Source organism: Pyxidicoccus xibeiensis, from assembly GCF_024198175.1.
GTDB classification, from domain to species: Bacteria; Myxococcota; Myxococcia; order Myxococcales; family Myxococcaceae; genus Myxococcus; species Myxococcus xibeiensis.
This window is the reverse complement of sequence record NZ_JAJVKV010000012.1, coordinates 84,790-105,963: the sequence shown is the minus strand read 5'-3', so window position 1 is coordinate 105,963 and position 21,174 is coordinate 84,790. Positions and strand designations below refer to the sequence as shown.

The window sequence follows — 21,174 nt, the reverse complement described above, 5'->3', positions numbered from 1 at the left end:
TTCCAAATGACCTGCTGGGTAGACCCCTGATGGCCGGGGTGATAGGGTGAATCGCTCGCGGGTCACCCTCCTCCGGCTCCACAGCGGGCGGGTGGCGCGGACGGACCGAGCCCCTCGGAGGTGACTCCTGCGTCTTCCCTGGGGTGTGTTGGCGATGGTGCTCCTGGTGGGCACGGCGGCCCTGGCGCAGCCACAGGGCGCGAAGCGGTGGAGGCGTGTCGAGCGGAGCGTGTCCGTGAGCGCGGGCACCTCGGAGTCCGTGCAGCGGCTCCGGCTGGCGCCTCATGTGGTGACGACGGTGCTGTTCGACTCGGATGTCGTGCTGGAGGCGGCGGCTCCGGAGGCCGTACGGGGGCTGTTCACCCGGCTGGAATTGGAGACGGACCACCTGGTGCTCAAGCCGGCAGTGGCGATTCCGGAGAAGGGCGTGCCTCCGCTGGTGGAGCGGTTCGCGGACGGTGCGGCTCCCGTGCGGCTGGTGCTGGAGCTCACGACGGAGGCCGATGAGGTGGATGCGGTGGTGGAGGTGCGGAGGCAGCCGGCGTCGGTGGAGCAACTGGAGGCGGAGCTGGTGGCGCTGCGGGGACAGTGCGCAGCGCTGGAGGCGCGGCTGGCCGCAGCGCGCAGGACGGTGCCTCAGGAGGGGCTCGCGGCGGCCATCCTGTCCGGGGCTATCAAGCACCGGAACGTAGTCTGGAAGTGGGTGGATATACGTGCCGCCGATCAGCGGCTGAGGGCCCTCAAGCTCGACGCGTACCGCTCCGGCGAATGGATGGCCGTCGCCCTGGAGCTGGAAAATCCTCGGGGTGAAGAGGTCTGGGTGCCTGGCCTGGCTCGGCTGACGCGGCTGGATGCGAACGGGCGCCACACCGGCGAGGTGCACGAAGCGCCGGTGCTGATGGCAGAGGCGCGGCTGAAGCCCGGGCAGAGCACTCGGGCGGTAGTGGAGTGGCGCACTCGGGTGGACGAGTCCTCTGCTCCATGGGCGCTGGAGGTGTTGGACGCGGGCGGGCGCCTGAGCCTGCGCTGGTCGCGAGTGGAGCTGTGAGCGAAACACGGGCCAGGAGCAGGTGATGCAGGTTGAAGCGGACGAGTTTCCGGGGCATGCCGACGCGCTGTCGCCCAAGGCCCTGCCGCCCGGCACCCGCATCGGTCGCTGGCAGGTGGAGCGACGGTTGGGCAGCGGCGGCAATGGCACGGTGTACGAGGTTCGCTCGCGGCCTGGAGGTCGCAGCTACGCCCTGAAGCTGGCCCATGTCCCAGGTGACCGCCGCTTCTTGCGCGAGGCGGAGACGCTGAGCCTGCTGCGGCATCCGGGCATCGTCCGTCTCTACCGCAGCCCGCAGGCCATCCTCTGGAGCCTCCGGGCCCAGCGTGAGCCCCAGGTCGGACCCTACCCGTACACGGTGGCTGACGAGCTATACGCGGTGGGCGTCACCTTCTACCGGCTGCTGGTGGAGCAGTACCCGCCCCTGCGGCTGAACCTGCTCCCCGAGGACAAGGCGGAGGCGGAGAGTCCGACCGCGGTGCGCGTGCTCAGCCCCCGGGTGCCGGAGGCTCTCGCTCGCTGGGTGCACGGGCTCCTGGACTTCACTCCCGAGGCGCGACCGGAGACCGCCCACACGCTGGCGCTGGAAGTACTCCGGGCGCTGGCCGAGGCAGGTCCTGAGTGGGACGTGCCGCTCTTCGAGTGGTACAGCGGGCCGGCCCGGGACTCGCGCACGACGAGCGAGGGTGCGGCGCCAGGGCCCGTGGCACCGGGGCAGGAGCTGGCGTTGCTGCATGCGAGGATGAGCCGGCACGAGCGCGTCCTGGACCATCGCGCCCGCCGGCTGCTGCGCCGGAGGATGGTGGACCGTGTCGTCACCACTCCGGAGCCTGGTGCCTCCGCACGCAGCGTGGGCAGACCCAGGTCGAGAGCGCTTCGGCTGGCATGGGTCGTTGGCGCACTGCTGTCGGTGGCGGGGCTGGCCTGGGCGGTAGCGCATCGAGCGCGCGCCATGGAAGCAGCGGAGGAAGGTCAGCAACTGGCGCGGCTGGATGGGTCGGCCGACACTGCCGCGTCCACGGTGGCCCTCGCCGCGCTCTCCGCTGTGCCGTCGTGGCCGGGAGAAGACGCCATGTCCATGACCGAGGCCCCTTCGCGGTGCCCTGCCCGCCTCTACCGCTATCTGCTGGCCGCCAGCGCCGTGGCCAGCCTCAACGCCTGCACTGGTGCGCAAGTGCGTCCCGACCCAGCCCGCTGTCCGTCCGAGGCCCTGGAGGCCATGCGCCAGCTCCGCCTGCAGGTGGGTGATGGCAGCCACACCGAGCTCGACATCCTCCAGCCCGATGACCACGACAAGTTGAACTACGACATCGTCTTGAGCGACGGCCCCATCACCAGCCGCCTGGAGCACCCCTTCGGCCGGCTGCCGGCGGGGACGCTCATCTACGGACGGGTGTGGACAGGCGGTGAGCAGGTGCTGGGCCGCTACACGCGCGTGAAGACTCCCGACGGGAGCGAGTATCCGGTCTGCTTCGTGCTCTCCGACGCGGACGGCCTGCCCAAGGACGAGAGCTCGACACCTGGACGCGCGCTGGTGCGTCCGCGCTCACACGTCATGGTGGTGGACCGGTTTCCCTGAAACACAGGCAAATACCCTCGCGGGCCGGGGCGCGCCTCCGTGGAAGGAACGTTCATTCCAGCTGAGGGTGCTCCGAGCTCAGGCTCCGGTTCCCGTCGTGAGGGATTGCCGTGTCCGCCCCGCCCGAGGGCATTTCCGAAAACGTGGGTATGGATGCCTCGCAGCCCTGGAGTGTTGCCCGCGAGTTCAACTCCGTTCATGAGGGCGCACGAGCGGCAACGGAGCGCGGAGTGCCAGGGAACACCTCGCCAGGAATTCCGGCTCCATCTGGCTTCATGGACCGGAACGCCCACCCTACGTAGGGCGTTCCGATGGGCATGTCATACCCATCGTTATCGTAGTGGCCCTCCATGGGCCCCGTCTTCGACCTCATCCTCCGCCGGCTGGTGCAGGCACATCCCGAACAACTGCTGCTCCTGCTCTTCGGACCCGGCGGCCCCACGCTGTTGAGGACCGCGGACTCCAGCCTCCCGCAGACCGAGCGCCGCGCCGACACCGTCCTCGTGGTGGAACACCAGGGCGAGCGCTTCGTCGTGGAGGTGGAGCTCCAGGCCCAGCCCGACCCGGACTTCGCGCGGCGGCTGCTGGACTAAGCGGTACGCGTCCATCTGCGGGAGCGCCTGCCGGTGTTGCCCGTGGCACTCTTCCTCTTCCCCGAGGCCGAGAGCGCCCGCGCGCCATACACGTTCGGCTGTGCCGGCAGGCGCGTGCTGTCCTTTGATTTCCAGGTGTTCCGACTCTGGGAGGTGGACTTCCGGCAGCCCGCCCTCCAGGCTGCCACGGCCCTCCTGCCCCTCTTTCAGTCATCGAAGCCGGTGCCGAGCCCGAGCGGGTGGCCTGGGCCGAGGCCCGCATCCGGCAGGAGCCGAGCCTTTCGTCAGAGGAGCGGATAGACTTGCTCGTGGTACTTGGCACCCTGGCCTCCCGCCGCTTCGGTACTCAGCGGCTCAGCCACTCGTTGAGGAGCATCATGCTGGACTCACCTTTCTGGGAAGAGCAGCGAGCACTGGAGCGAGCTCGGGAGCGCGTGCTCGTACATGCCAGGATGCTGGTGACCTTTGCCAACGCACGGGGCCTGGCACTCCCTGCCGATGCCGAACAGCGCCTCGCGCAGATGAACGACGCGGCTCTCGAGGAGCTCGTCAAGCAGGCCCTTACCTCCCCAGACGCCGCCGTCACCGCGCTGCTCGCGGCCATCCGCGCGTAGTACGTCGTCACTCGCGGCGGCTCGCTACTCCTTCACCGCCCCCGCCGTGAGGCCCGAGACAATCCTCCGCTGGAACAGCACGGTGAGCACTACCAGGGGCAGCGTGGCCACCACGGAGGCCGCGGCAATCTCTCCCCAGGGCTCGCGGTATTCGCTGGCGAAGAGGCTGATGGCCACCGGCACCGTGCGCTTCTCCGGCGTGGACAGGAAGGTCAGCGCGTAGAGGAACTCGTTCCACGCGAAGATGAAGACCAGAATCGCCGTCGTCGCCAGCCCCGGCGCCGCCAATGGCAGCAGCACCCTCCGGAACGCCTGGAACGGCGTGCACCCATCCACCCTCGCCGCCCGGTACAGCTCGTCCGGGAGCTGCCGGAAGAACGACGTCAGCACCCACAGCGTCAACGGCAGGGCGAACGTCGCGTATGGCAATGCCAGCCCCACCAGGCTGTCGCGCAGCCCCACCGCTCGCAGGATGAGGTACAGCGGGCTCACTGTCGCAATCGGCGGGAACATGCTCACCGCCAGCGCCGCGCTCAGCAGCAGGCCCCTCCCCCGGAACTCGAGCTTCGCCAGCGCGAAGGCCGCTGCCGCGCCCATGGACAGACAGAACACTGTCGTCAGCGCCGCCACCAGCAGCGAGTTCAGCACCACGCGCAGGAACGGCCGCCCCCACAGCACGCTCGCGTAGTTCTCCAGCGTCAGATGAGAGGGCCACGGCCGCGTCAGCTCGCCGTCCGGCCACAGGCTCGTCAGCACCTGCCAGCCGAAGGGCCCCAGGAAGAACGTGAGGAACGCCACCACCGCCAGCGCCGTGCCCAGCCCCGGCCGCTTCATCGCGCGCCCTCCTCTCGCCCCAGCAGCTTGAGCCACACCGCCGCCAGCACCACCACGCACAGGAAGGTCGCCACCGACAGCGCGCTCCCGTACCCGAAGTCTCCCGAGCGCATCAGCGTCTTGTACGCGTAGATGCTCAGCGTCTCCGTCGTGTTCGCGGGCCCGCCCTCCGTCAGCACGTAGATGGCGTCGAACACCCGGAACGCATCCAGCGAGCGGAACAACACCGCCAGGAGCAACGCCGGCTTCAGCAAGGGCAGCGTAATCGACCGGAACGCTCGCCACGCCGACGCGCCATCCACGCGGGCCGCCTTGTAGAGGTCCTCGGAAATGCCTTGCAGCCCCGCCAGCACCAGCAGCGCCACGAAGGGCGTCGTCTTCCACACGTCCACCAGGATGGCCGCGTGCAGCGCGTACCCCGGGGCCCCCAGCCAGTTGATGTCATTGCCGGGCAGCAGCCGGTTGATGAGCCCATACTCGGGATTGAACATCCACGCCCACAGCCTCGCGCTCACCACCGTGGGAATCGCCCAGGGCACCAGCACGGAAGCGCGCAGCAGTCCCCGCCCCGGAAAGGCGCGGTTGAGCAGCAGCGCCAGGGGCACGGCCAGCAGCAACTCCACCGTCACCGCCACCGCCGTGAAGTACGCCGTGTTGCCCAGCGCTGCCCAGAAGCGCGCGTCGCTCAGGAGGAAGGCGTAGTTGTCCAGCCCCGTGAAGCGCCGCTCGCCGAAGACGAGGATGAAGCGGTGCAGGCTCAGCCATATCGCCGCCAGGATGGGGTACAGCGCCACGCCCGCCAGCACCAACACGGCCGGCGCCACCAGCAGGTACGCCTGCCGGCGCTCCCGCTCCAATGAGCCGCCGGTGCTCACGCGTCCCCTCCCGTCGAATGACTCCTTGCGCGGTGCACCCCGGCACGCAGTCCCCCGCTGGAAGGAACGTTCATTCCACTCCCTGCCTCCGCGCCCCGGGGGCTCATGCGCTGGCTGGAAGGAACGTTCATTCCACGCCTCACCTCCGCGCCCCGAGGGCTCACGTGCCGGCTGGAAGGAACGTTCCTTCCACCGCCCGGCCCCGAGCCGCTGGCCATCGGGCGCTGGCCGGAATGAACGTTCCTTCCACGCCTCCGCGCCGCTCCCGTCCCGCTCACTCGTCCACCCCCGTCAGGTGGTCCACCTGCTCCTGGGCCCGCTTCAGCGCGTCCTCGGGCGTGCGGATGCCCGCCACCGCCGCGGAGAACTCGCTCTGCAGCACGTCCGCGATGAGGTTGTAGTACGGCGTCACCGGCCGCGGCCTCGCCCGCTCCACCATCTGCCGCAGGCTCGCGATGAAGGGCTCCGCCTCGCGCAGCTTCGGATTGTCATACACCGCCGGCCTCGGCGGGTTGCGCGCGTAGTTCAATGCCAGCACCAGGTTCGCATCCGGCGACGTCAGGTGCGCAATCAGCCGCGCCGCCAGCTTCCTCCGCTCCGGTGAGACATGCGCATTCACCGCGAGCTGCCACCCGCCCAGCGTCCCCCACCCCGGCTCGCCCCCCTTCGTCGGCAGCGGGGCAATGCCCACCTTGCCCCGGATGGGCGAGTCCGGCTTCTGCGCCTCGCCCCACGCATACGGCCAGTTGCGCATGAACACCGCGCGCCCCTCCTGGAAGACGCGCCGGGACTCCTCCTCCGAGAAGCCCGTGACTGTCTCGGGCGACACCCCGCTCCGCACCAGCCCGCGCAGGTACCCGAGCGCCTCGCGCGCCGGCTCCGCGTCCAGCAGCACCTTCCCGCCCGCCCCCAGCGCCTCGCCCCCGTGCCCCCAGAGCGCCTCGTACACGTTGCAGCTCAGCCCCTCGTACTGCCGCCCCTGCCAGACATAGCCCTGCAGGCCGGGCGCCTTCGCCATCGCCTCCCGTGCGAAGCGTTGCAGCTCCTCGTACGTGCGCGGCGCCCGCGGCACCAGGTCCTTGCGGTAATAGAGGACGCCCACGTCCAGGTACCACGGCACCGCGTACGTCTTCCCATCCACCAGCACCGCATCCACCGGCCCCGGGAAGAAGTCCGCGCGCAGCTGCTCCGGCGGGAAGTGCTCCGACAGGTCCGCAATCCAGCCCGCCCGCGCGAACTCCGGCACCCAGACGACGTCCGCCACCAGCACGTCGAAGTCGTCCGCCCCGCCCTCCAGCGACGTGAGGAAGAACTGGTGCGCCAGGTCCGACGCGTTCGGCAGCGCCTCCGTCACCAGCTCCACGCCCGGGTTCTCCCGCTCGAAGCGCGCCAGCAGCTCCCTGAACGGCCCCGGCGGCCCCCACAGCGGCTGGTACTTGAAGACGAGCCGCGTGCGCCCCGCCGCCTCGCGGGACTCTTCGGAGCGCTTGCAGCCAGCCAGGCCCATGGCCAAGGCCAGCACGGTGAGGCCCAGCGCGAGCAACGTGTCGAAGCGGCGGCCCATGGGCCCGGCATGACTCCAGCCACCCCGTGGCGGGTCAAGGTTTCCCGAGGCCCACGGTCCGCATGCCAACACCTGCGAGCAGGCAGCCTCAATTCCTGCCCTTCCGGGCATGGAATATGTCCTCACACCGGGGGTAGGGATTTCGCTCCCAGGGGCAGCGGGCGCTATCCTCACATGCCAACCGCGAGGGGGACTCGATGCAGCAGCAGGAAGAAGTGAAGTTCGGCGCGCACAGCGCCCATTTCGAGCCGCCAGACACCCTGGTGGCCAGCTTCAATGGCCTCATCAACATGGATGAGGTGAAGCGCACCTCCCAGCTCTACCGGGAGACCTTCGAGCGCCATGGCCAGTACTACTGCGTCGCCGACATCGGCCGCTCCCAGATTGACACGGCCGGCCGCAGGTACCTCTCCGACAATGGCCGCTCGGAGTGGTTCCACGCCGTCATCTACGTCGGCGCCGACGTCGTCCAGCGCACCTTCGGCAAGGCCATTGCCCTGGCCATGCTCTTCACCGGCAAGACGAGCTTCGAGACCGTCTTCATGCCCACCGTCGAGGAAGCCCACGCCTGGATTGCCCAGCACCGCGTCCAGCGGAAGCGGAAGACGGGCTGAGCCTCCCTGCCGGGGCCCATTCCAAGAACTCCCCGTGAAACTCGTGAAGCTCGCGCCCGTCAGCCGCGAGGGGTATGTTCCCGGAGGATTCCGAAGGGAGTGACATGCAGCAACAGGAGTGGAAGTTCGGCGCCCACATGGTGCGCTACGAGCCGCCAGACATCGTGGTGGCCACCTTCTCCGGGCCCATCAGCCTGGACGAAATCAAGCGCGCCGTGGAGGTGTACGGCGAGGTTGCGAAGCACGGGCCCTACTACATGATCGCCGAAATCGGTCAGTCCCAGCTCGGGGCGGAGCCTCGGCGGTACCTGTCGGAGAATGGCCGCGCCGACTGGTTCAAGGGCGCCATCTACGTGGGAGCGGACGTCGTCCAGCAGACCTTCGGCAAGGTGATAGCCCTGGGCATGCTCTTCACCGGCAAGACGCGCTTCGAGACCACCTTCGTGAAGACGCTCCCCGAGGCGCGCGCCTGGGTGCAGCAGCACCGCCTCAAGCAGTTGCAGCGCAAGAGCGGCTGACCCCCACCTGACGCCCAGGGCCCGCCGTCCGTCCCGCGGCGGCCCACCCACCCGCCGGGCCCATCCTGGGGCCCTGGCCGGGTCTGCCCCACCCCGGGCCGCTCCCCTTGCGCGGACAGCGTGGCGCTCCACTTCCGCCCCTGACGCAAGCTGTCGGGAAGTCACCAGTTCCGCTCCACCCAGAGTCATGAGACACACCACGTGCGGTGAAAAACCGCGCTGGGACGGGGACTTATACCCTCGCGGCGGAATGTAACGGCGTCATCAAAAGCCCGTAATTGTGAAAAAATGCGCTCACACTGGCAATGAGCCTCGAATATGTTGTATAGGCTGGCATCCGAGGGAGCTCCACCTCGCCCGTTAGTCCTCGCCAGCTCCCCCGACACCCTGCCGTACCCCGTGAAGGGGCACCTCCCCCTTCACCCAACCACCCGTTTCCAGGGAGCGACCCGGGGGGGCTCGCTCGACCTGACGAGTCATGCCATGCCCGTGACAGTCCAGAAGCAGGAAGAGACCGGTGTTCCCGCCCACGCGTCAGCGACGCCCGTGAGCCCCCATCTGGGCGCGCAGTACAACCCGTTCGTGGGCCCCCACGTGGACAACCCGCACGCCTTCTTCGAGCGGCTGCGCAAGGAGGAGCCCGTCACCTTCAGCCCCATGCTGAACATGTGGCTCATCAGCCGCTATGACGACATCTCGTCGGTGCTGAAGGACCCGGCGCGCTTCTCCAACCGGGACATGCTGGGCAGCGGCACGCACCTGACGGAGGAGGCGAAGCGCGTCCTCGCCCAGGGGTTCGACACCAAGCACGTGCTCCTGGGCATGGACCCGCCGGAGCACACCCGGCTGCGCCGCCTGACGAACCGCGGCTTCACCGCGCAGCGCATCGCCGCCATGGAGCCCTTCATCCGGGAGATGACCCACAACCTGGTCGACAAGTTCGCCAACGACGGGCGCGCGGACCTGGTGGAGCAGCTGGCCTATCCGCTGCCGGTGCACGTCATCCTCGGCATCATGGGCGTGCCGCACGAGGACGTCTGGAAGATAAAGAAGTGGAGCGCGGACTGGCAGCAGCTCACCTTCGAGCACATCCCCGCCGAGAAGCAGGTGGAGATGGCGAAGGGCGTCATCGAGTTCCAGCACTACTGCATCCGCCTCATCGAGGACCGCCGCAAGAATCCGCGCGAGGATTTGACGAGCTACCTGGTGGAGGTGGAGGACAACGGCGAGGCGCTGTCGCTGCACGAGCTGGTGATGGCCATTGGCGCGTCCATGCTGTCCGCCGGCCACGAGTCCACCACGGCGCTGCTGGCCAACACGTGGAAGCTGGCCCTGGAGCACGGCATGTGGGGGCAGCTGCGGGACAACCGGGACTGGGTGATGAAGTTCCTCGAGGAGTCCAGCCGCTTCGACTCCGTGTCCCACGCCATGATTCGCACCGCGCGCGAGGACGTGGAGATTGGCGGCGTGAAGATTCCGGAGGGCTCGCGCCTGCTCCTGCTGTACGCGGCCGGCAGCCGGGACGAGTCGCTCTGCCCCCACGCGGGCAAGCTGGACATGACGCGTGAGAAGGTCCCCCAGCACCTCACCTTCGGCCGCGGCACCCACTTCTGCCTGGGCGCGCCCCTGGCCCGCCTCCAGTATCAAATCACCACCAACGTCCTGCTGGACCGGCTGCCGGACCTGCGGCTCGTCCCGAAGCAGGACTACGGCACCTGGCAGAGCATCGTCCTTCGCCAGATGAAGCACCTGAAGGTGGAGTGGACGCCCAGGAAGTAACCCTTTCCTCATACCTCCGACACAGTCCCAAGGGCCTGGCGACCACATCGGTCTCCAGGCCCTTCACATGTCTGGATTCTGGCGTCCGGGGAGGTGAAGACATACGACCTGCGGTCGATGCGCACCTCACTCGGGGTGAATAGGAGAGTCAGAAAAAACTCCCACTGGGTAACAGCAGACCCGAAAGCATGGTTTCACTCTGAAACGCTTCCGGTGCTGAAAGAATATTCTTGCCAGACCACCCCGTTTCGGGAGAAAGAGTCGGTACCCACCCTGCTTCTGAGTAAAGCAGAAGGAGCCCCCCGACTATGTACGCCGAAGTAGTGGACGAGGCGGATACCCAGTTCGCGCGCCGCGTTGACCGTCAGGCGCTGGCGGCCATCACCCGCGAGATGTCCGAAGTGAAGAACGGCCGGGCCCTATGGGCGCTGGCGTGCCAGTGGCTGGGAATCGCGGCCAGCTTCACGTTCGTGGCGGTGGTGGACCGCTGGTGGGCGTGGCCGATTGCAGCGCTCCTCATCGCCTCGCGGCAGCACGCGATGCTGGCGCTGATGCACGAGGCGGCGCACTACCACTTCCTGTCCAACCGCAAGGTGGGCGACGTGGTCAGCGACCTGCTCTGCGCCTTCCCGCTGAACATGACGACGGTGGGCTACCGGCACGAGCACATGCTGCACCACCGCTACGTGAATACGCCGCAGGACCCGTACTGGGCGGGCCAGCAGACGGACAGGTCGTGGCACTTCCCGCGCACGCCGCTGCGGGCGACCGCGGTGTTCATGATGGACGCGCTGGGGCTGTACGCGCCCAACCACCTGAAGGTGGTGCTGCCCTGGACGTACTGGGGCCGCCTGGCGCGCAAGGGCCAGCCGAAGATTTCCGCCGCCGAGCACGTGCGCTACTGGCTGTACGTGGCCGCGCTCGTCACGGTGCTGGTGACGACGGGCGCGTGGCTGCACTGGCTGGTCCTGTGGGTGCTGCCGACGACGACGGTGATGATGGCCTTCTTCCGGATGCGCGCGCTGGGCGAGCACCCGGTGGGCGAGACGCCCAAGGGCGACGAGACGCGCGAGACGCGCGACGTGACGGGCACCGCGCTGGAGAACTTCTTCGTGGCCCCCCTCAACGTGCACTACCACCTCACCCACCACGCCTTCCCGTCCGTGCCCTTCTACAACCTGCCCGTGATGCACAAGGAGCTGGAGAAGGCCGGGCTGCTGGAGGACGGGGTGAACATGTTCGACTCGTACCTGGGCCGCGAGAACAGCATCCGCGAGTACATCACCCGCGCGCCAAAGGCCGCCGCGGTGCCCGTCGCGGCGCCGCAGCCCGAGAGCATGAGCCAGCCGCTGCACTCGTAGGCTCCGCAGTCAGTACGACGTGGGCCCTTCCCTACGGGCCTCGTGAGCAGGCGTCCGACGGAAACGTCACCGATGAGGCCGGGGGGCTTCACGGAAAGCGCCGCAGCGAGGACCACGGGAAGGGCTTCCAGAAGGGCGTGGCCACCGCGTCGCCCTCCAGCGCGAACCACGGCGCGCCGTCCGCTCCCGGGCCCGGGGAGAGCACGTGGAAGTCCTGCGCCGGCATGAAGCCCTGGCCCAAGAGCGCCACCCGCTTCCCCTGCGCGTTCGTCGCCACGTCCAGCACCAGCACCGCGTGCCCCGGGCTGCCGCCCAGCACGAAGAAGTCCCCGGGCCGCGCCTCGTCTCGCGAGGGCCGGCCCTTGAGGGGCTCCAGGGACAGCGTGCCCGCGTAGTTGAAGACCAGGTCCAGGTAGGCGCGGAACGCGGCGCGCGAGGAGTCCGCACCGGCGCTGCGCACCCACGTCACCTTGGAGCCGGCGACGCGTGCCCGGTCTCCCGCCGCGTACTTCGGCCACGAGGCGAGGTGCCCGCTGGTGAAGCGGTAGGCGATGCGCTCGTGCTGCTTGCTGGACCAGAGCCACTCCGCGTGGAGGCGGATGACGGAGTCGGCGCACTGCTGCAGGTTGGCCGTGCCCACGTCCAGCTCCGCCACCGCCGCCAGCCTCGCGTCGTCGGCGGCCAGGATTTCGCCGCCCCGGAAGTGGAGCACCGGCGTGCCCTCGGGACGCAGGGGCAGGCCCCGCAGCCACGCGCCGAACGAGCCCTGATCCACGGGAATGCGCGTGTAGCCCTCCGGTGGGGCGATGGCGGACTCCAGTGGACGCACCTTCGCCTCCGGGGACAGCCAGGCGTAGCGCGCCAGCTCCTCGCGGGTGGGGGCGCGGGGGCCGGTGTCGGGGCTGGGAGTGGCGGCTTCCTGGCCGAGGAGCGAGAGCACCTGGCGCCTCGGGCCGAGGACGGTGTCGCGGGCCGGCTGGCTCACCTCGGAGTTGATCCTCCCCTCCGGGGTGCTGGCGGGTGGGGTTCCGGAGGCCTTCGCCACGCCTGGCAGCAGCGCCGCGAGCAGCAGGAGCCCCGGCGCGGTGAGCGCGGATGGACGGGGGCGGGGGGCGTGCCGGCCGGGCTCCTGGCGTGGACCGCTGCTGGAGGACGGGGTGGAAGCGCGGGACGGGACACGGTGGGGCGCAAGCACGGCGCGGCGGCTCCGGGGACAGGAGGGTCGGCACGGGAGGTGACAGACCCAGGGGTTGGAAGATTCTCGCAGATGTCGCACGGCCCACGGGGACCGGGCTTCCAGGCTTTTCTGGAGGGTTCGGCGACTCCGGGAGGTGGGCGCCGCCTCCCTGCTCGCTGGGGCCCGGTCCAGCGCTGAACGGTCGTTCTTCCAAGCAGATGCACGGCGGGGGTTGAGGAAGCACCTTGGATGCATATGCGCCGCCAGGCGAGTCTCGCGCTGCTCAACACCCTGTCGCTCTCCCGCCTGCCGCTGGCGGTGGCGTTCATCGTCATCCCTGACGCCGTGGTGCGCGCGGCGCTCATCATGCTGGCGGCGTTCACGGACTTCCTGGACGGGTGGATTGCCCGCCACAAGGGACTCGCCACGCGCATCGGCGCGCTCATCGACCCGGTGGCCGACCGGGGCTTCATGGTGACGGCCATCGTCGTCTGCTACTTCGACGGGCTCATCGCCCTGCCGGAGGTGCTGCTGCTGGTGGTGCGTGACATCGGCACCGCCATCGGCTTCATCGTCGCGCGCGTGGTGCCGGGCCTGCGGCCGGTGGAGCTCAAGGCACGGCTGCTCGGCAAGGTCGTCACCTCGCTGCAACTGCTGGCGTTGCTGTGTGTGCTGCTCTTCCAGCCCGCGGTGGCGCCGCTCGTGGCGCTCATCGGCGTGCTGTCGCTCGCCTCGGTGGTGGACTACTCACGCGCGGTGCTGCGCGCCCGGCCGCGTGCCCCCGACGCCCGGCGCGCACGCCCGGACTCCCACGAAGCGCAAGGCCCGCACGCGCCCCTTCCCACGGCGCGCAAGTAGGACGGGCGTCAGCCCTGGGGCGGCGGCGCGGAGTCGGTGCCATGGGACTCGGTGTCTGGCAGGCCCAGCGCACGGGCCCGCTCGGAGGAGATGGCGGAGCGCTCGCCCTCGGTCATCTCCGTCCACACCTCGTCCAGGACGTCCAGCAGGGCATCCTCCTCGGGGGAGTCGCCGTCCGGATGCCGCGCACGTACGAGCACCAGCTTGCGCAGGAGCGCGCGATATCGGTCATAGGCCGTCATGATGGAAACCTCCCTCACAGGGACGCGCATGAGGCGTGCGACTGACGGAGCGTGGGCCGGCTCCCTGGCTCACCGCTTCGGAGCCGCCGCTGGCTGCACGGCGATCTCCAGCGTCTTCTCCGGGCCCACCAGGTCCACCACCGCTCGCACCTGCTCGCCCGGCTTGAGCTGGCGCACATCGAGGTTCTTCCCGTCGCGGAGCACCTTCGTCTCCGCCTCCACCCCCAGCGTCACCGGCGAACCGCCGCCGACGTCGATGACCACCTGCTTCTCCGACACCGAGCGCACCACGCCCGTGTAGACGGCGTTCACCACCGCCGTGCCTTGAGGGCCCGGCAGGCCCGTGCCCGCCGGAGGGACGTCACGCAGGGTGCCCGCGGCCCCTGCTCCCGTGCCCTGCGCACCCGTGCCCGCGCCGCCCGTGCCTTGCGCCGTGCCCGCGTTGCCTGTTCCTTGCGCCGTGCCCTGAGCCGTGCCTGTTCCTTGGGCCGTGCCCTGAGCCGTGCCCGCGCCGGCGGTTCCTTGCGCAGTGCCCACGCCGCCCGCACCGCCTGTTCCTTGGGCCGTGCCCTGAGCCGTGCCTGTTCCTTGCGCTGTGCCCGTGCCCGCGGTCCCCGAGCCTCCGGTGCCGCTGCCCGCCGCCGTGCCCACGTCGCCCGAGCCACCCACGCCCGTCTCCGCCACCTGCGCACGCAGGCGCGTCACTTCCTGGCGGAGCTCGGCGACCTGCACGCGGAGCTCGGCCACGCTGGCCTGGAGGTCCGCGACCTCATCCCGGGGCCGTGCCTGCCCGCTCGCCCGTGGGCCCTGCGCCGCGCCTGCTTCGGACCCGGCTGCCACCTGCGACGTCGTCCCCTGGGGACTCGCCGCTCCGGACTGCGCCTCGGCCGAGCACCCGCCGCACATCAGCAGCGACAGCCCCGCGATTCCCAACACCGTCCACCTGGCCTTGCGCGGCATGTGCCCTGGCCTCCCTTCTGGTTCAAAGTTGGGGACTGCCGGGTCACGGACAACCACCCGCCAGAGCGGGAGGTGCTCGGAGGGCAAGGCACCTGACAGGCCCCTGCCACCTCGCGAGGACGCCCGCCCCACGAGCATTCCCCAGGGCATTCCGGCGATAGTGCGCGTCCCCTCCCTGTCCCGGAGCGACCTCATGGCGAAGAAGCGTCCCCTCTCCCCGCCCGCGGCGAAGCCGAGCCCCGCTCCGGCGGAGCCTCCTCGCACCGCCATGCGTGTCCACCCGCCCCGGACGGACCTGGCCACCACCGCCGTGGAGCCCCCGCTCAACGCCACGCGCCTCCACCCGCCCCAGCTCGACTCCTCCGCCGTGGAGCCCCCGCGCAACGCCATGCGCGTCCACCCGCCCCAGCTCGACTCCGCCGCCATGGAGCCCCCGCGCACCGCCATGCGCCTCCACTCGCCCCAGGCGCTTCCCACCGCCGAGCTCCACAACGTGGTGCGCGAGCTGAACGTGCTGCGCGCCCCCGCGCCGGACCTGCTCGCGCCCACGACCGTGCCGCCCGGCACCCCGCTGCAGCAGAACCGCTTCATCACCCAGGGCTACATCCACATCGCCCAGACGCTGCAGGCGCTGCTGGACCCGGACTTCCGCCCGGGCGGCACCAGCCGCGTGCGCCCGTGCTGGTTCGCCTTCGCGCCGCATGCGTCGCAGGAGGCCGGCAAGGGAATGCTCGGCGCCGCCATCGCCCGGCGCATCATCGACCTCGCGCAGGGAGAGACGCTCTCCAGCGCCTCGAACGCGTATGACCGCGTGGGCCTCACCGGCCCCATGCGCCAGGGCGCGGAGAAGCTGTCCACCGCGCTCGGCTGGCACGGGCTGCCGCGAGACGCCGCCGCCGTGATTGGCGCGCTCGCGGGCGCCATGAACCTGGAGCCGCTGGCCGACGCGCGCACGCTCTGGTCCACCGCGCACCGCATCGCGCGCCTGTTCTTCCAGGCCCCCGGTGTGCTGCCGCTCGACAAGGCCGAGGCGCTGACGCTCACCCTGGAGCGCATGCTCAACGAGGGCAACGTCGCCATCTTCACCGACATCGGCGGCTCGGCGCAGGCGTACCTCGCCTGGCGCCAGGGCGCGGGCTCGCTCACGCCGGACCGCGTGCTGCGAGACTTCACGCTCCCCGGCGCCACGCCCGCACAGGCCCGCCGCGCGTACGACGTCCTCGTCACCCGCACGCGCGAGCAGCCGGCCCCGTCCGACTTCGCGCGCCTGCTGCCAGACGTGTCCGGCAACAGCCTGGTGGTGGCCGCCTTCGCGCTCACCGAGACTGCTCGCCAGGCGCCCGGTGGCGCCGCGCGCGAGGCCCTCGTCACCATCGCCAACAACTGCTTCGCCTGGCGCGAGCAGCACGACGCGGTGCAGCCCGCCTTCACCCCGCCCGCGCGGCTGCCGAAGGAAGTCTCGCGCCCGGACCTGATGCAGGCGCTGACGCCGCTGCTGCGCCTGGAGCTGGGCCCGGTGACGTGGAACTTCTCCGACTACGCGGCCAGCCAGAAGGACCGCGACCTCAACCCGCTCACGTCCAAGCCCACCGAGTACAACTGGGCGGGCTTCGCGGACCGGTGGCCCGCCATCCTCACCGCCTTCGAGCTGGGCTACCGCAACCCCACCGCGCTGTGGGCGCTGCCGCCGCCGCTGGTCCCCGAGGGCAGCCCGCTGCTCACCCTGGCCTGAGCCTCACTTCACCTCGAGCGTCACGTCACCCGGGGACGCAGTCGTCAGGTCCGACACGGTGATTCTCAGGGGATAGGTGGTGCTGGCCTGCGTGGGCGTCCCCGAGAGCAGCGCCTGCGAGGCATTGAACTCGATGCCGGGGGGCAGGACGCCCTGCACCGTCCAGTTGGCCCCCGTCCCTCCCGCAGAGCGCAGGGTGTAGCTGTACGGCGTCCCCTTGCGCGCGTCCGGCAGGGACCGCGTCATCAGCCTCACCCCCAACGGCAGCAGGCCCAGGTCCACCGTCGTCAGCGTCAGCTCGCGCGTGACCTCCTGGGGCGGCGAGTCGTCGTCCTTCACCGTCATGTGGAACCTCACCACTCCCGTCCGCCCGGACGTCCCCGTCAGGACGCCCGTCTCCTCGTTCAGCTGGAGCCCTGACGGCAGCGTGCTGCCCTCGGCCACCGTGAACCGGTAGGGCGGCTTGCCTCCCGTGGCGGACAGGCGCTCCGAGTAGGCATAGTTGAGCGGCGCGTCCGCGAGCGTGCCCGGCCCGGCGAAGTGCAGCACGGGGCGGATGCGCAGGGGAATGCTGCCGCTGGCCCGCTTCATGGGGTCGCCCTGGTCCGTCACGTCGATGGCGAGGAAGAAGTCTCCCGCCACGGCAGGAGTGCCGGACAGCCAGCCATCCTCTTCGAGCGAGAGCCCCGCGGGCAGCGGCGCGGTGGCCGTGAAGATGTACGGCGGCGTTCCTCCCCTCGCGCGCAGACGGTCGCCGTACGCCTTGCCCTCGATGCCCTGGGCCAAGCCGTCCAGCTCGAGCCCGAGCGACACCGGCCCCGCGTCGGCACCGCCGTCCGAGCCCGCGTCGGTGCCCGCATCCACGCCCCCGTCCTCGCCCGAGCCGCCATCCGGCACGTCGCCCGCATCACCCGCGTCCGCTCCAGGCAGGCCGCTGTCCTCACCGGAGTCCGGCTCCGGCGCCGGGCACACGCCGTGCTCCCCGCAGTCCGGCACGCAGCGCGACTCCAAAGTCAGACACGTCCAGCCCGCTTCGCACGCCCCCTGCGCATCACACCGGGGGTAGCGCGACAGGTCCGGCGCGAAGGTGCACGCCGCCACGAGCAGCAGGCCCAACATGCCCGGCAGCGCACGCCTCATGGCAGCTCCCACACCAGGAAGAAGGCCCCGCCCGCGCCCAGCACCGCGCCCGTACCCATCAACACGTTGGCGGTGGTGGCCTGCCGCCGGCCGTCTCGCACCCGCCCGTCGAGGCAGGAACGGAAGGCCTCGCCCTCGCCCGTGCAGCCCGAGTTTCCGGCGGACAGGCGCGACTCCGCGCGACGCGACGCCACGCCGAAGCCCACCCCCGCCGCCAGCGCCGCACCGCCCGCCGCCAGCAGCACCTTCGGCCACAGCCGCTTCGGACGCTCCACCGCCGCCGTGCGCGCCGCACCGCCTTCCAGCGGCCGCCCCGTCCACAGCGTCTTGAAGGTCTGGCGGGCCCGCGCCTCGGCCTCGCCGGGCTCCGCGTTCACACCGGGGAGCTGGAACGTCTCACGCGCCTCGAAGCCTCGCGCATCCTCCAGCGACAGCACCACGCTGCGCGCGCCGCCCACGCCCAGCGCCACGCCGCGCACCAGCCACGCCGCGCCGGACGCCACCCCGCGCGCGCCCAGGCACGTCGCGCCGTCACACGCCAGGGCGCTCGGGCCCAGCGTGCGCACCCGCGCCACCGTGTCCGCGCGAGACTCCAGGCACACGCCGGGCGTGGCGGCCACGGCCTTGCGCACCGCGTCCTCCAGCCCGCGAGCCTCCGCGCGCGGCAGCGCCACCGTGTCGAAGGGGGCCAGCACCAGCCGCTCCCCCTGACAGGGAGCCGCCGCCTGCGAGAGCGCCAGCGACAGCGCGAGGGCCACGACACTCATGGCGACAGGTCCGGTCCTTCCTCTGGCGTCACCGGAGGCAATTCGAGACTGGCCACGTAGCCCCGATAGAAGCGCGAGCCGAAGGGCACCGAGAACAGCCTGTCGCGAAGCGCATCCTGCACCGCCCCGCGCGAGGCGAGCGCCGTTTCACGCCACGCGAGCCCGCCGCCGTCCACCACCGCGCCCGCCCGGGCGAAGGTGAAGGCCGCCTCGCGCCCGCTCCTGCGCAGGAAGTAGGCCCGGCCCGTGGGCAGCGCCAGCACCAGCGAGCGCTCCCGCTCCTTGTGGAACTCCGCCACGCGCAGGCCCCGCGAGTCCTCCACCCACAGCCGGCCTTCCGTGCCGGTGGGCACCATCAGGTACCCCACCGCCGCGCGCGAGCCCAGGTCCGCCAGCGACGCCGTGCGGTCCAGCGAGGGAGGCCGGACGAAGGCCGCGAGCCGCCCGCGCACGTCCTCCGCGCCCTGGCTGGCCGCGGCGACGAAGGCGTGCAGCTCCGAGTACTCCACCCGCCCGTCCGCGTTGACGTCCGCCGCGCCCGTGAGCGCCGAGCGCACCAGGTGGCTGAAGACACCCGAGCGGATGGCGCTCCACTCGTGGCTCTCCTGCTCGGTGGAGGTGGACAGCACCACGCCCACCTGCGGGTAGCGCTCCAGCTCGCGCGTGGCCAGCAGGCCCTTCACGGCCTCCGTGTGCGCGGGGCCCACCGGCAGCGCGCCGCGCGAGTGCACGAAGTAGTACGAATCACACGCGTCCACGATGAGGTGGACGAACGAGGCCTGGCTGGGCGCGAGCACGCCCTCGAAGAGGTCCGTGCGGGTGAAGGGCCCGTCCAGCAGGCTCACCGTCCCCTCCCCCGCGGCGCCGCGCTTCCCGTGGCCGGTGAAGACGAAGTACAGCACCGGCCGCTCACCCCGGGCCCGGTCCTCCGCCATGCGCGCGTTCAGCCGCGTGAGGGTCTCCTTCAGCGCGGCGCGGGTGGGCGGACGCGTCTTCGCGGCCAGCCCCGGGTGGAGCACCTGCGTCTCCGCGTCCAGCACGCTCAGCAGCACCGCCTCGCGCACGCGGGGGGCCAGCAGCTCGTGGTAACGCGCGCCGTCATCGTCCGCGTAGCGCAGCGGGGCCTGGGTCCGGTCCAGGCCGCCGTTGTGCGCGACGATGAGCGCGTAGGCCGCGCCACCTTCAGGCGTCGCGGCGCTCGCCGTGGCCGAGACGAGGAGCAGGGCCCACAGGGCCTTGTGGGGTGCGCGGAGGAGCAATCTCATTCGCATGGATACCGGGGCGCGGCCTGGGACACTGCCATGAGTTCAGTCGCGCAATCCACCCGGACCCCTTTCTGACAACATGAGATGACGGGGACCGCACAGCGCGGTAAGCCGGTGAGGGATGGAGTGGGATGACCAGACATTGCGGCGCTTCCGGGAAGGAATACCGGAGGCACTGGCGGCGGTGTACCGCGCGAACGCGGAGGGGCTCGCTCGCATGCTGAGGGCGGCTGCCTGGAGGGGAGGCGTGTTCTCCCACCTGCGAAGCACGATGGAGTTGGAGAACCTGCTCCTGGAGACGTTCGCCCGGGCCTTCGAGCCGCGGGCGCGGGCGGCGTACGACGGGACGCGGCCGTACGGGCACTTCCTGATGGGAATCGCCCGCAACGTGCTGCTGGAGCAGACGCGCAACCGGGAGGTGTCGGTGGGGCTGGAGCCCTTCGGGGACCCGGCCGAGGTGACGGAGGACGGCGGCGGGCTGGCGCAGACGCTGGAGGACCGGGAGGTGGAGGCGTTGGTGGCGGGCTTCAAGGAAGGGCTGACCACGGAGGAGCGGCGGCTGTTCGAGCTGCGCTTCGGTGAAGGGCTGGCGCAGGAGACGGCGGCGAGCCAGCTGGGACTCACCCGCATCCAGGTGCGGCGGCGGGAGCACGGCATCAAGACGCGGCTGCTCGGGTTCCTCCAGGCCCGCGGCTACCTGGAAGGGCTGGAGGCGCGGGGCTGGAGCTTCTTCAGACGGCGAGGTGATTCATGAGCGAGTGCGCGGACAGGAAGGCGAAGCGGGCCCTGGAGGCACTCTTCCTCGGAACGCTGAACGCGGAAGGCTTCACGCAGCTGCGCTCGCACGCAGCCACCTGCGCGAGCTGCCGTGGCACGTACGACAAGCTGTCCCGGGTGGAGTCCTCGCTGGAGAAGCGCGCGCTGCCCGACAGCCGTCAGGCACTGCTGGAGGGGGCACTGTTCGCCCGGCTTGGCGCGAGCGTGGCTCCAGCGAGGGCTCCGGCCCGGGCGTTAGAGTCCGAGCGGCGCTCCTTCTTCCAGCCGTGGATGGGCGCGGGCCTGGGGCTCGCGGTGGCGGCGGGCGTCGCCATGCTGGTGGTGCTTCCACGACAGGTGGAGCAGGCGCCGGGTTCCGAGTGGCAGGCGCGCTCATCGGCTTCGGGCTCGGCTTTTGGCGTGCGGGCCTTCTGCATCGGTGCGGACGGAAAGGCACTGGCCGAGGCGCGGCCGGGCGGGACGCTGGCGTGCGCGGAGGGCGGCTCGGTGCAGTTCAGCTACACGGCGCCGGCTGCGGCGCGGCTGACCATCGAAGCGGCGGCGCCTTCGGGTGAGCCACTGCGGTTCTTCCCCAGCGAGGGCCCGGCGACGGAGGTCTCCCCCGGGGTCGACGTCACCCTGCCGTTCAGCACGCCGGTGCAGGGGGGTTGGCTCTCGGGCGCGCTGGATGTGCGGGCGCGCTTCACCGATGCGCAGGGCCGGGTGCTCGAGGAGAGCCGGGTGACGCTCACGCCCCGCTGACAAAGGCTGGCGGAAAAAGGCGCTGAAACTCCGGACGGGCTCGCGTCACTACGCGGACACCGGGCCGTGAAGGCCCGAGCGGGTGGCGGTGCGGCACATCGCACGCCACCGGTGTCTCTTCCCGAGGAGTCGCGCC

The 21,174-nt window shown here is 70.8% G+C and carries 21 protein-coding genes; 12 read left to right on the top strand and 9 right to left on the bottom strand.

Features of this window, described 5'->3' with window-relative positions; all coding sequences use genetic code 11:
• The first annotated feature begins 154 nt into the window (after positions 1-154).
• The 4 genes from LXT23_RS37320 (at position 155) to LXT23_RS37305 (ending at position 3,834) form a co-directional block, all read left to right on the top strand.
• Complete coding sequence (locus tag LXT23_RS37320; RefSeq protein WP_253985199.1) at positions 155-1,048, top strand: DUF2381 family protein; 894 nt, start codon at positions 155-157, stop codon at positions 1,046-1,048.
• Between the two features lie 25 nt (positions 1,049-1,073).
• On the top strand, positions 1,074-2,627 hold the full coding sequence (locus LXT23_RS37315) for a serine/threonine-protein kinase (RefSeq protein ID WP_253985198.1): 1,554 nt from the start codon (positions 1,074-1,076) through the stop codon (positions 2,625-2,627).
• Positions 2,628-2,977: 350 nt separating this feature from the next.
• Positions 2,978-3,220 (top strand): hypothetical protein, encoded by a 243-nt coding sequence (locus tag LXT23_RS37310; protein WP_253985197.1) that lies wholly within the window; start codon positions 2,978-2,980, stop codon positions 3,218-3,220.
• A 302-nt stretch (positions 3,221-3,522) separates the two neighbouring features.
• Positions 3,523-3,834 carry a hypothetical protein gene (locus LXT23_RS37305; protein WP_253985196.1) on the top strand — a complete coding sequence of 104 codons (312 nt, stop codon included), beginning with the start codon at positions 3,523-3,525 and terminating at the stop codon, positions 3,832-3,834.
• A 24-nt stretch (positions 3,835-3,858) separates the two neighbouring features.
• Here LXT23_RS37305 and LXT23_RS37300 read toward each other — a convergent pair whose 3' ends face one another.
• From LXT23_RS37300 to LXT23_RS37290, 3 genes are all read right to left on the bottom strand, one after another.
• A complete protein-coding gene (locus tag LXT23_RS37300) occupies positions 3,859-4,668 on the bottom strand; it encodes a carbohydrate ABC transporter permease (protein WP_253985195.1) in 810 nt (269 codons plus the stop codon).
• Positions 4,665-5,543 (bottom strand): carbohydrate ABC transporter permease, encoded by an 879-nt coding sequence (locus LXT23_RS37295; protein ID WP_253985194.1) that lies wholly within the window; start codon positions 5,541-5,543, stop codon positions 4,665-4,667. Before LXT23_RS37295 ends, LXT23_RS37300 begins: the two co-directional genes overlap by 4 nt.
• Before the next feature lie 274 nt (positions 5,544-5,817).
• On the bottom strand, positions 5,818-7,107 hold the full coding sequence (locus LXT23_RS37290; RefSeq protein WP_253985193.1) for an ABC transporter substrate-binding protein: 1,290 nt from the start codon (positions 7,105-7,107) through the stop codon (positions 5,818-5,820).
• A gap of 197 nt (positions 7,108-7,304) precedes the next feature.
• Here LXT23_RS37290 and LXT23_RS37285 point away from each other — a divergent pair, with 197 nt between their 5' ends.
• The 4 genes from LXT23_RS37285 to LXT23_RS37270 all read left to right on the top strand — a co-directional run bounded on the left by LXT23_RS37285 (position 7,305) and on the right by LXT23_RS37270 (position 11,379).
• Entirely contained in the window at positions 7,305-7,721 is a 417-nt protein-coding gene (locus LXT23_RS37285; protein ID WP_253985192.1) for an STAS/SEC14 domain-containing protein, read from the top strand.
• Between the two features lie 104 nt (positions 7,722-7,825).
• Positions 7,826-8,239 (top strand): STAS/SEC14 domain-containing protein, encoded by a 414-nt coding sequence (locus tag LXT23_RS37280; protein ID WP_253985191.1) that lies wholly within the window; start codon positions 7,826-7,828, stop codon positions 8,237-8,239.
• 483 nt (positions 8,240-8,722) lie between these two features.
• Positions 8,723-10,018: a cytochrome P450 gene (locus LXT23_RS37275; RefSeq protein WP_253985190.1), complete on the top strand. Its 1,296-nt coding sequence runs from the start codon at positions 8,723-8,725 to the stop codon at positions 10,016-10,018.
• Between the two features lie 308 nt (positions 10,019-10,326).
• Positions 10,327-11,379: a fatty acid desaturase family protein gene (locus LXT23_RS37270; RefSeq protein ID WP_253985189.1), complete on the top strand. Its 1,053-nt coding sequence runs from the start codon at positions 10,327-10,329 to the stop codon at positions 11,377-11,379.
• 88 nt (positions 11,380-11,467) lie between these two features.
• Here the strand turns inward: LXT23_RS37270 and LXT23_RS37265 are convergent, their stop codons facing one another.
• The gene (locus LXT23_RS37265; protein WP_253985352.1) at positions 11,468-12,319 is read right to left on the bottom strand and encodes a DUF4846 domain-containing protein; all 852 of its coding nucleotides are present in this window, start codon (positions 12,317-12,319) and stop codon (positions 11,468-11,470) included.
• A 492-nt stretch (positions 12,320-12,811) separates the two neighbouring features.
• Between LXT23_RS37265 and LXT23_RS37260 the strand changes: the two genes are divergently transcribed.
• Positions 12,812-13,414 (top strand): CDP-alcohol phosphatidyltransferase family protein, encoded by a 603-nt coding sequence (locus tag LXT23_RS37260; RefSeq protein WP_253985351.1) that lies wholly within the window; start codon positions 12,812-12,814, stop codon positions 13,412-13,414.
• A gap of 8 nt (positions 13,415-13,422) precedes the next feature.
• Here LXT23_RS37260 and LXT23_RS37255 read toward each other — a convergent pair whose 3' ends face one another.
• Together LXT23_RS37255 and LXT23_RS37250 are read right to left on the bottom strand one after the other, a co-directional pair.
• Positions 13,423-13,656 carry a hypothetical protein gene (locus LXT23_RS37255; protein ID WP_253985188.1) on the bottom strand — a complete coding sequence of 78 codons (234 nt, stop codon included), beginning with the start codon at positions 13,654-13,656 and terminating at the stop codon, positions 13,423-13,425.
• 69 nt (positions 13,657-13,725) lie between these two features.
• On the bottom strand, positions 13,726-14,616 hold the full coding sequence (locus tag LXT23_RS37250) for a bZIP transcription factor (RefSeq protein WP_253985187.1): 891 nt from the start codon (positions 14,614-14,616) through the stop codon (positions 13,726-13,728).
• A 193-nt stretch (positions 14,617-14,809) separates the two neighbouring features.
• Here LXT23_RS37250 and LXT23_RS37245 point away from each other — a divergent pair, with 193 nt between their 5' ends.
• Positions 14,810-16,348, top strand: a complete 1,539-nt coding sequence (locus LXT23_RS37245) for a hypothetical protein (RefSeq protein ID WP_253985186.1) — start codon at positions 14,810-14,812, stop codon at positions 16,346-16,348.
• A 3-nt stretch (positions 16,349-16,351) separates the two neighbouring features.
• Here the strand turns inward: LXT23_RS37245 and LXT23_RS37240 are convergent, their stop codons facing one another.
• From LXT23_RS37240 to LXT23_RS37230, 3 genes are read right to left on the bottom strand one after another with little or no spacing between them, the layout of a single operon-like run.
• Positions 16,352-17,488: an Ig domain-containing protein gene (locus LXT23_RS37240; protein ID WP_253985185.1), complete on the bottom strand. Its 1,137-nt coding sequence runs from the start codon at positions 17,486-17,488 to the stop codon at positions 16,352-16,354.
• Entirely contained in the window at positions 17,485-18,255 is a 771-nt protein-coding gene (locus LXT23_RS37235; protein ID WP_253985184.1) for a hypothetical protein, read from the bottom strand. The genes LXT23_RS37240 and LXT23_RS37235 overlap by 4 nt, the downstream gene beginning before the upstream one ends.
• Positions 18,252-19,520, bottom strand: a complete 1,269-nt coding sequence (locus LXT23_RS37230; protein WP_253985183.1) for a caspase family protein — start codon at positions 19,518-19,520, stop codon at positions 18,252-18,254. Before LXT23_RS37230 ends, LXT23_RS37235 begins: the two co-directional genes overlap by 4 nt.
• Before the next feature lie 247 nt (positions 19,521-19,767).
• Between LXT23_RS37230 and LXT23_RS37225 the strand changes: the two genes are divergently transcribed.
• Together LXT23_RS37225 and LXT23_RS37220 are read left to right on the top strand one after the other, a co-directional pair.
• Positions 19,768-20,274: an RNA polymerase sigma factor gene (locus LXT23_RS37225; RefSeq protein ID WP_253985182.1), complete on the top strand. Its 507-nt coding sequence runs from the start codon at positions 19,768-19,770 to the stop codon at positions 20,272-20,274.
• Positions 20,271-21,038: a hypothetical protein gene (locus LXT23_RS37220; RefSeq protein ID WP_253985181.1), complete on the top strand. Its 768-nt coding sequence runs from the start codon at positions 20,271-20,273 to the stop codon at positions 21,036-21,038. Before LXT23_RS37225 ends, LXT23_RS37220 begins: the two co-directional genes overlap by 4 nt.
• Positions 21,039-21,174 lie beyond the last annotated feature (136 nt).

What these genes read in the sequence shown, in the direction of transcription:
- LXT23_RS37320 (WP_253985199.1), top strand. Translation starts at nt 155, where the DNA reads ATGGTGCTCCTGGTGGGCACGGCGGCCCTGGCGCAGCCACAGGGCGCG.
- LXT23_RS37315 (WP_253985198.1), top strand. Translation starts at nt 1,074, where the DNA reads ATGCAGGTTGAAGCGGACGAGTTTCCGGGGCATGCCGACGCGCTGTCG.
- LXT23_RS37310 (WP_253985197.1), top strand. Translation starts at nt 2,978, where the DNA reads ATGGGCCCCGTCTTCGACCTCATCCTCCGCCGGCTGGTGCAGGCACAT.
- LXT23_RS37300 (WP_253985195.1), bottom strand. Translation starts at nt 4,668, where the DNA reads ATGAAGCGGCCGGGGCTGGGCACGGCGCTGGCGGTGGTGGCGTTCCTC.
- LXT23_RS37290 (WP_253985193.1), bottom strand. Translation starts at nt 7,107, where the DNA reads ATGGGCCGCCGCTTCGACACGTTGCTCGCGCTGGGCCTCACCGTGCTG.
- LXT23_RS37285 (WP_253985192.1), top strand. Translation starts at nt 7,305, where the DNA reads ATGCAGCAGCAGGAAGAAGTGAAGTTCGGCGCGCACAGCGCCCATTTC.
- LXT23_RS37280 (WP_253985191.1), top strand. Translation starts at nt 7,826, where the DNA reads ATGCAGCAACAGGAGTGGAAGTTCGGCGCCCACATGGTGCGCTACGAG.
- LXT23_RS37275 (WP_253985190.1), top strand. Translation starts at nt 8,723, where the DNA reads ATGCCCGTGACAGTCCAGAAGCAGGAAGAGACCGGTGTTCCCGCCCAC.
- LXT23_RS37270 (WP_253985189.1), top strand. Translation starts at nt 10,327, where the DNA reads ATGTACGCCGAAGTAGTGGACGAGGCGGATACCCAGTTCGCGCGCCGC.
- LXT23_RS37260 (WP_253985351.1), top strand. Translation starts at nt 12,812, where the DNA reads ATGCGCCGCCAGGCGAGTCTCGCGCTGCTCAACACCCTGTCGCTCTCC.
- LXT23_RS37255 (WP_253985188.1), bottom strand. Translation starts at nt 13,656, where the DNA reads ATGACGGCCTATGACCGATATCGCGCGCTCCTGCGCAAGCTGGTGCTC.
- LXT23_RS37250 (WP_253985187.1), bottom strand. Translation starts at nt 14,616, where the DNA reads ATGCCGCGCAAGGCCAGGTGGACGGTGTTGGGAATCGCGGGGCTGTCG.
- LXT23_RS37245 (WP_253985186.1), top strand. Translation starts at nt 14,810, where the DNA reads ATGGCGAAGAAGCGTCCCCTCTCCCCGCCCGCGGCGAAGCCGAGCCCC.
- LXT23_RS37240 (WP_253985185.1), bottom strand. Translation starts at nt 17,488, where the DNA reads ATGAGGCGTGCGCTGCCGGGCATGTTGGGCCTGCTGCTCGTGGCGGCG.
- LXT23_RS37235 (WP_253985184.1), bottom strand. Translation starts at nt 18,255, where the DNA reads ATGAGTGTCGTGGCCCTCGCGCTGTCGCTGGCGCTCTCGCAGGCGGCG.
- LXT23_RS37230 (WP_253985183.1), bottom strand. Translation starts at nt 19,520, where the DNA reads ATGAGATTGCTCCTCCGCGCACCCCACAAGGCCCTGTGGGCCCTGCTC.
- LXT23_RS37220 (WP_253985181.1), top strand. Translation starts at nt 20,271, where the DNA reads ATGAGCGAGTGCGCGGACAGGAAGGCGAAGCGGGCCCTGGAGGCACTC.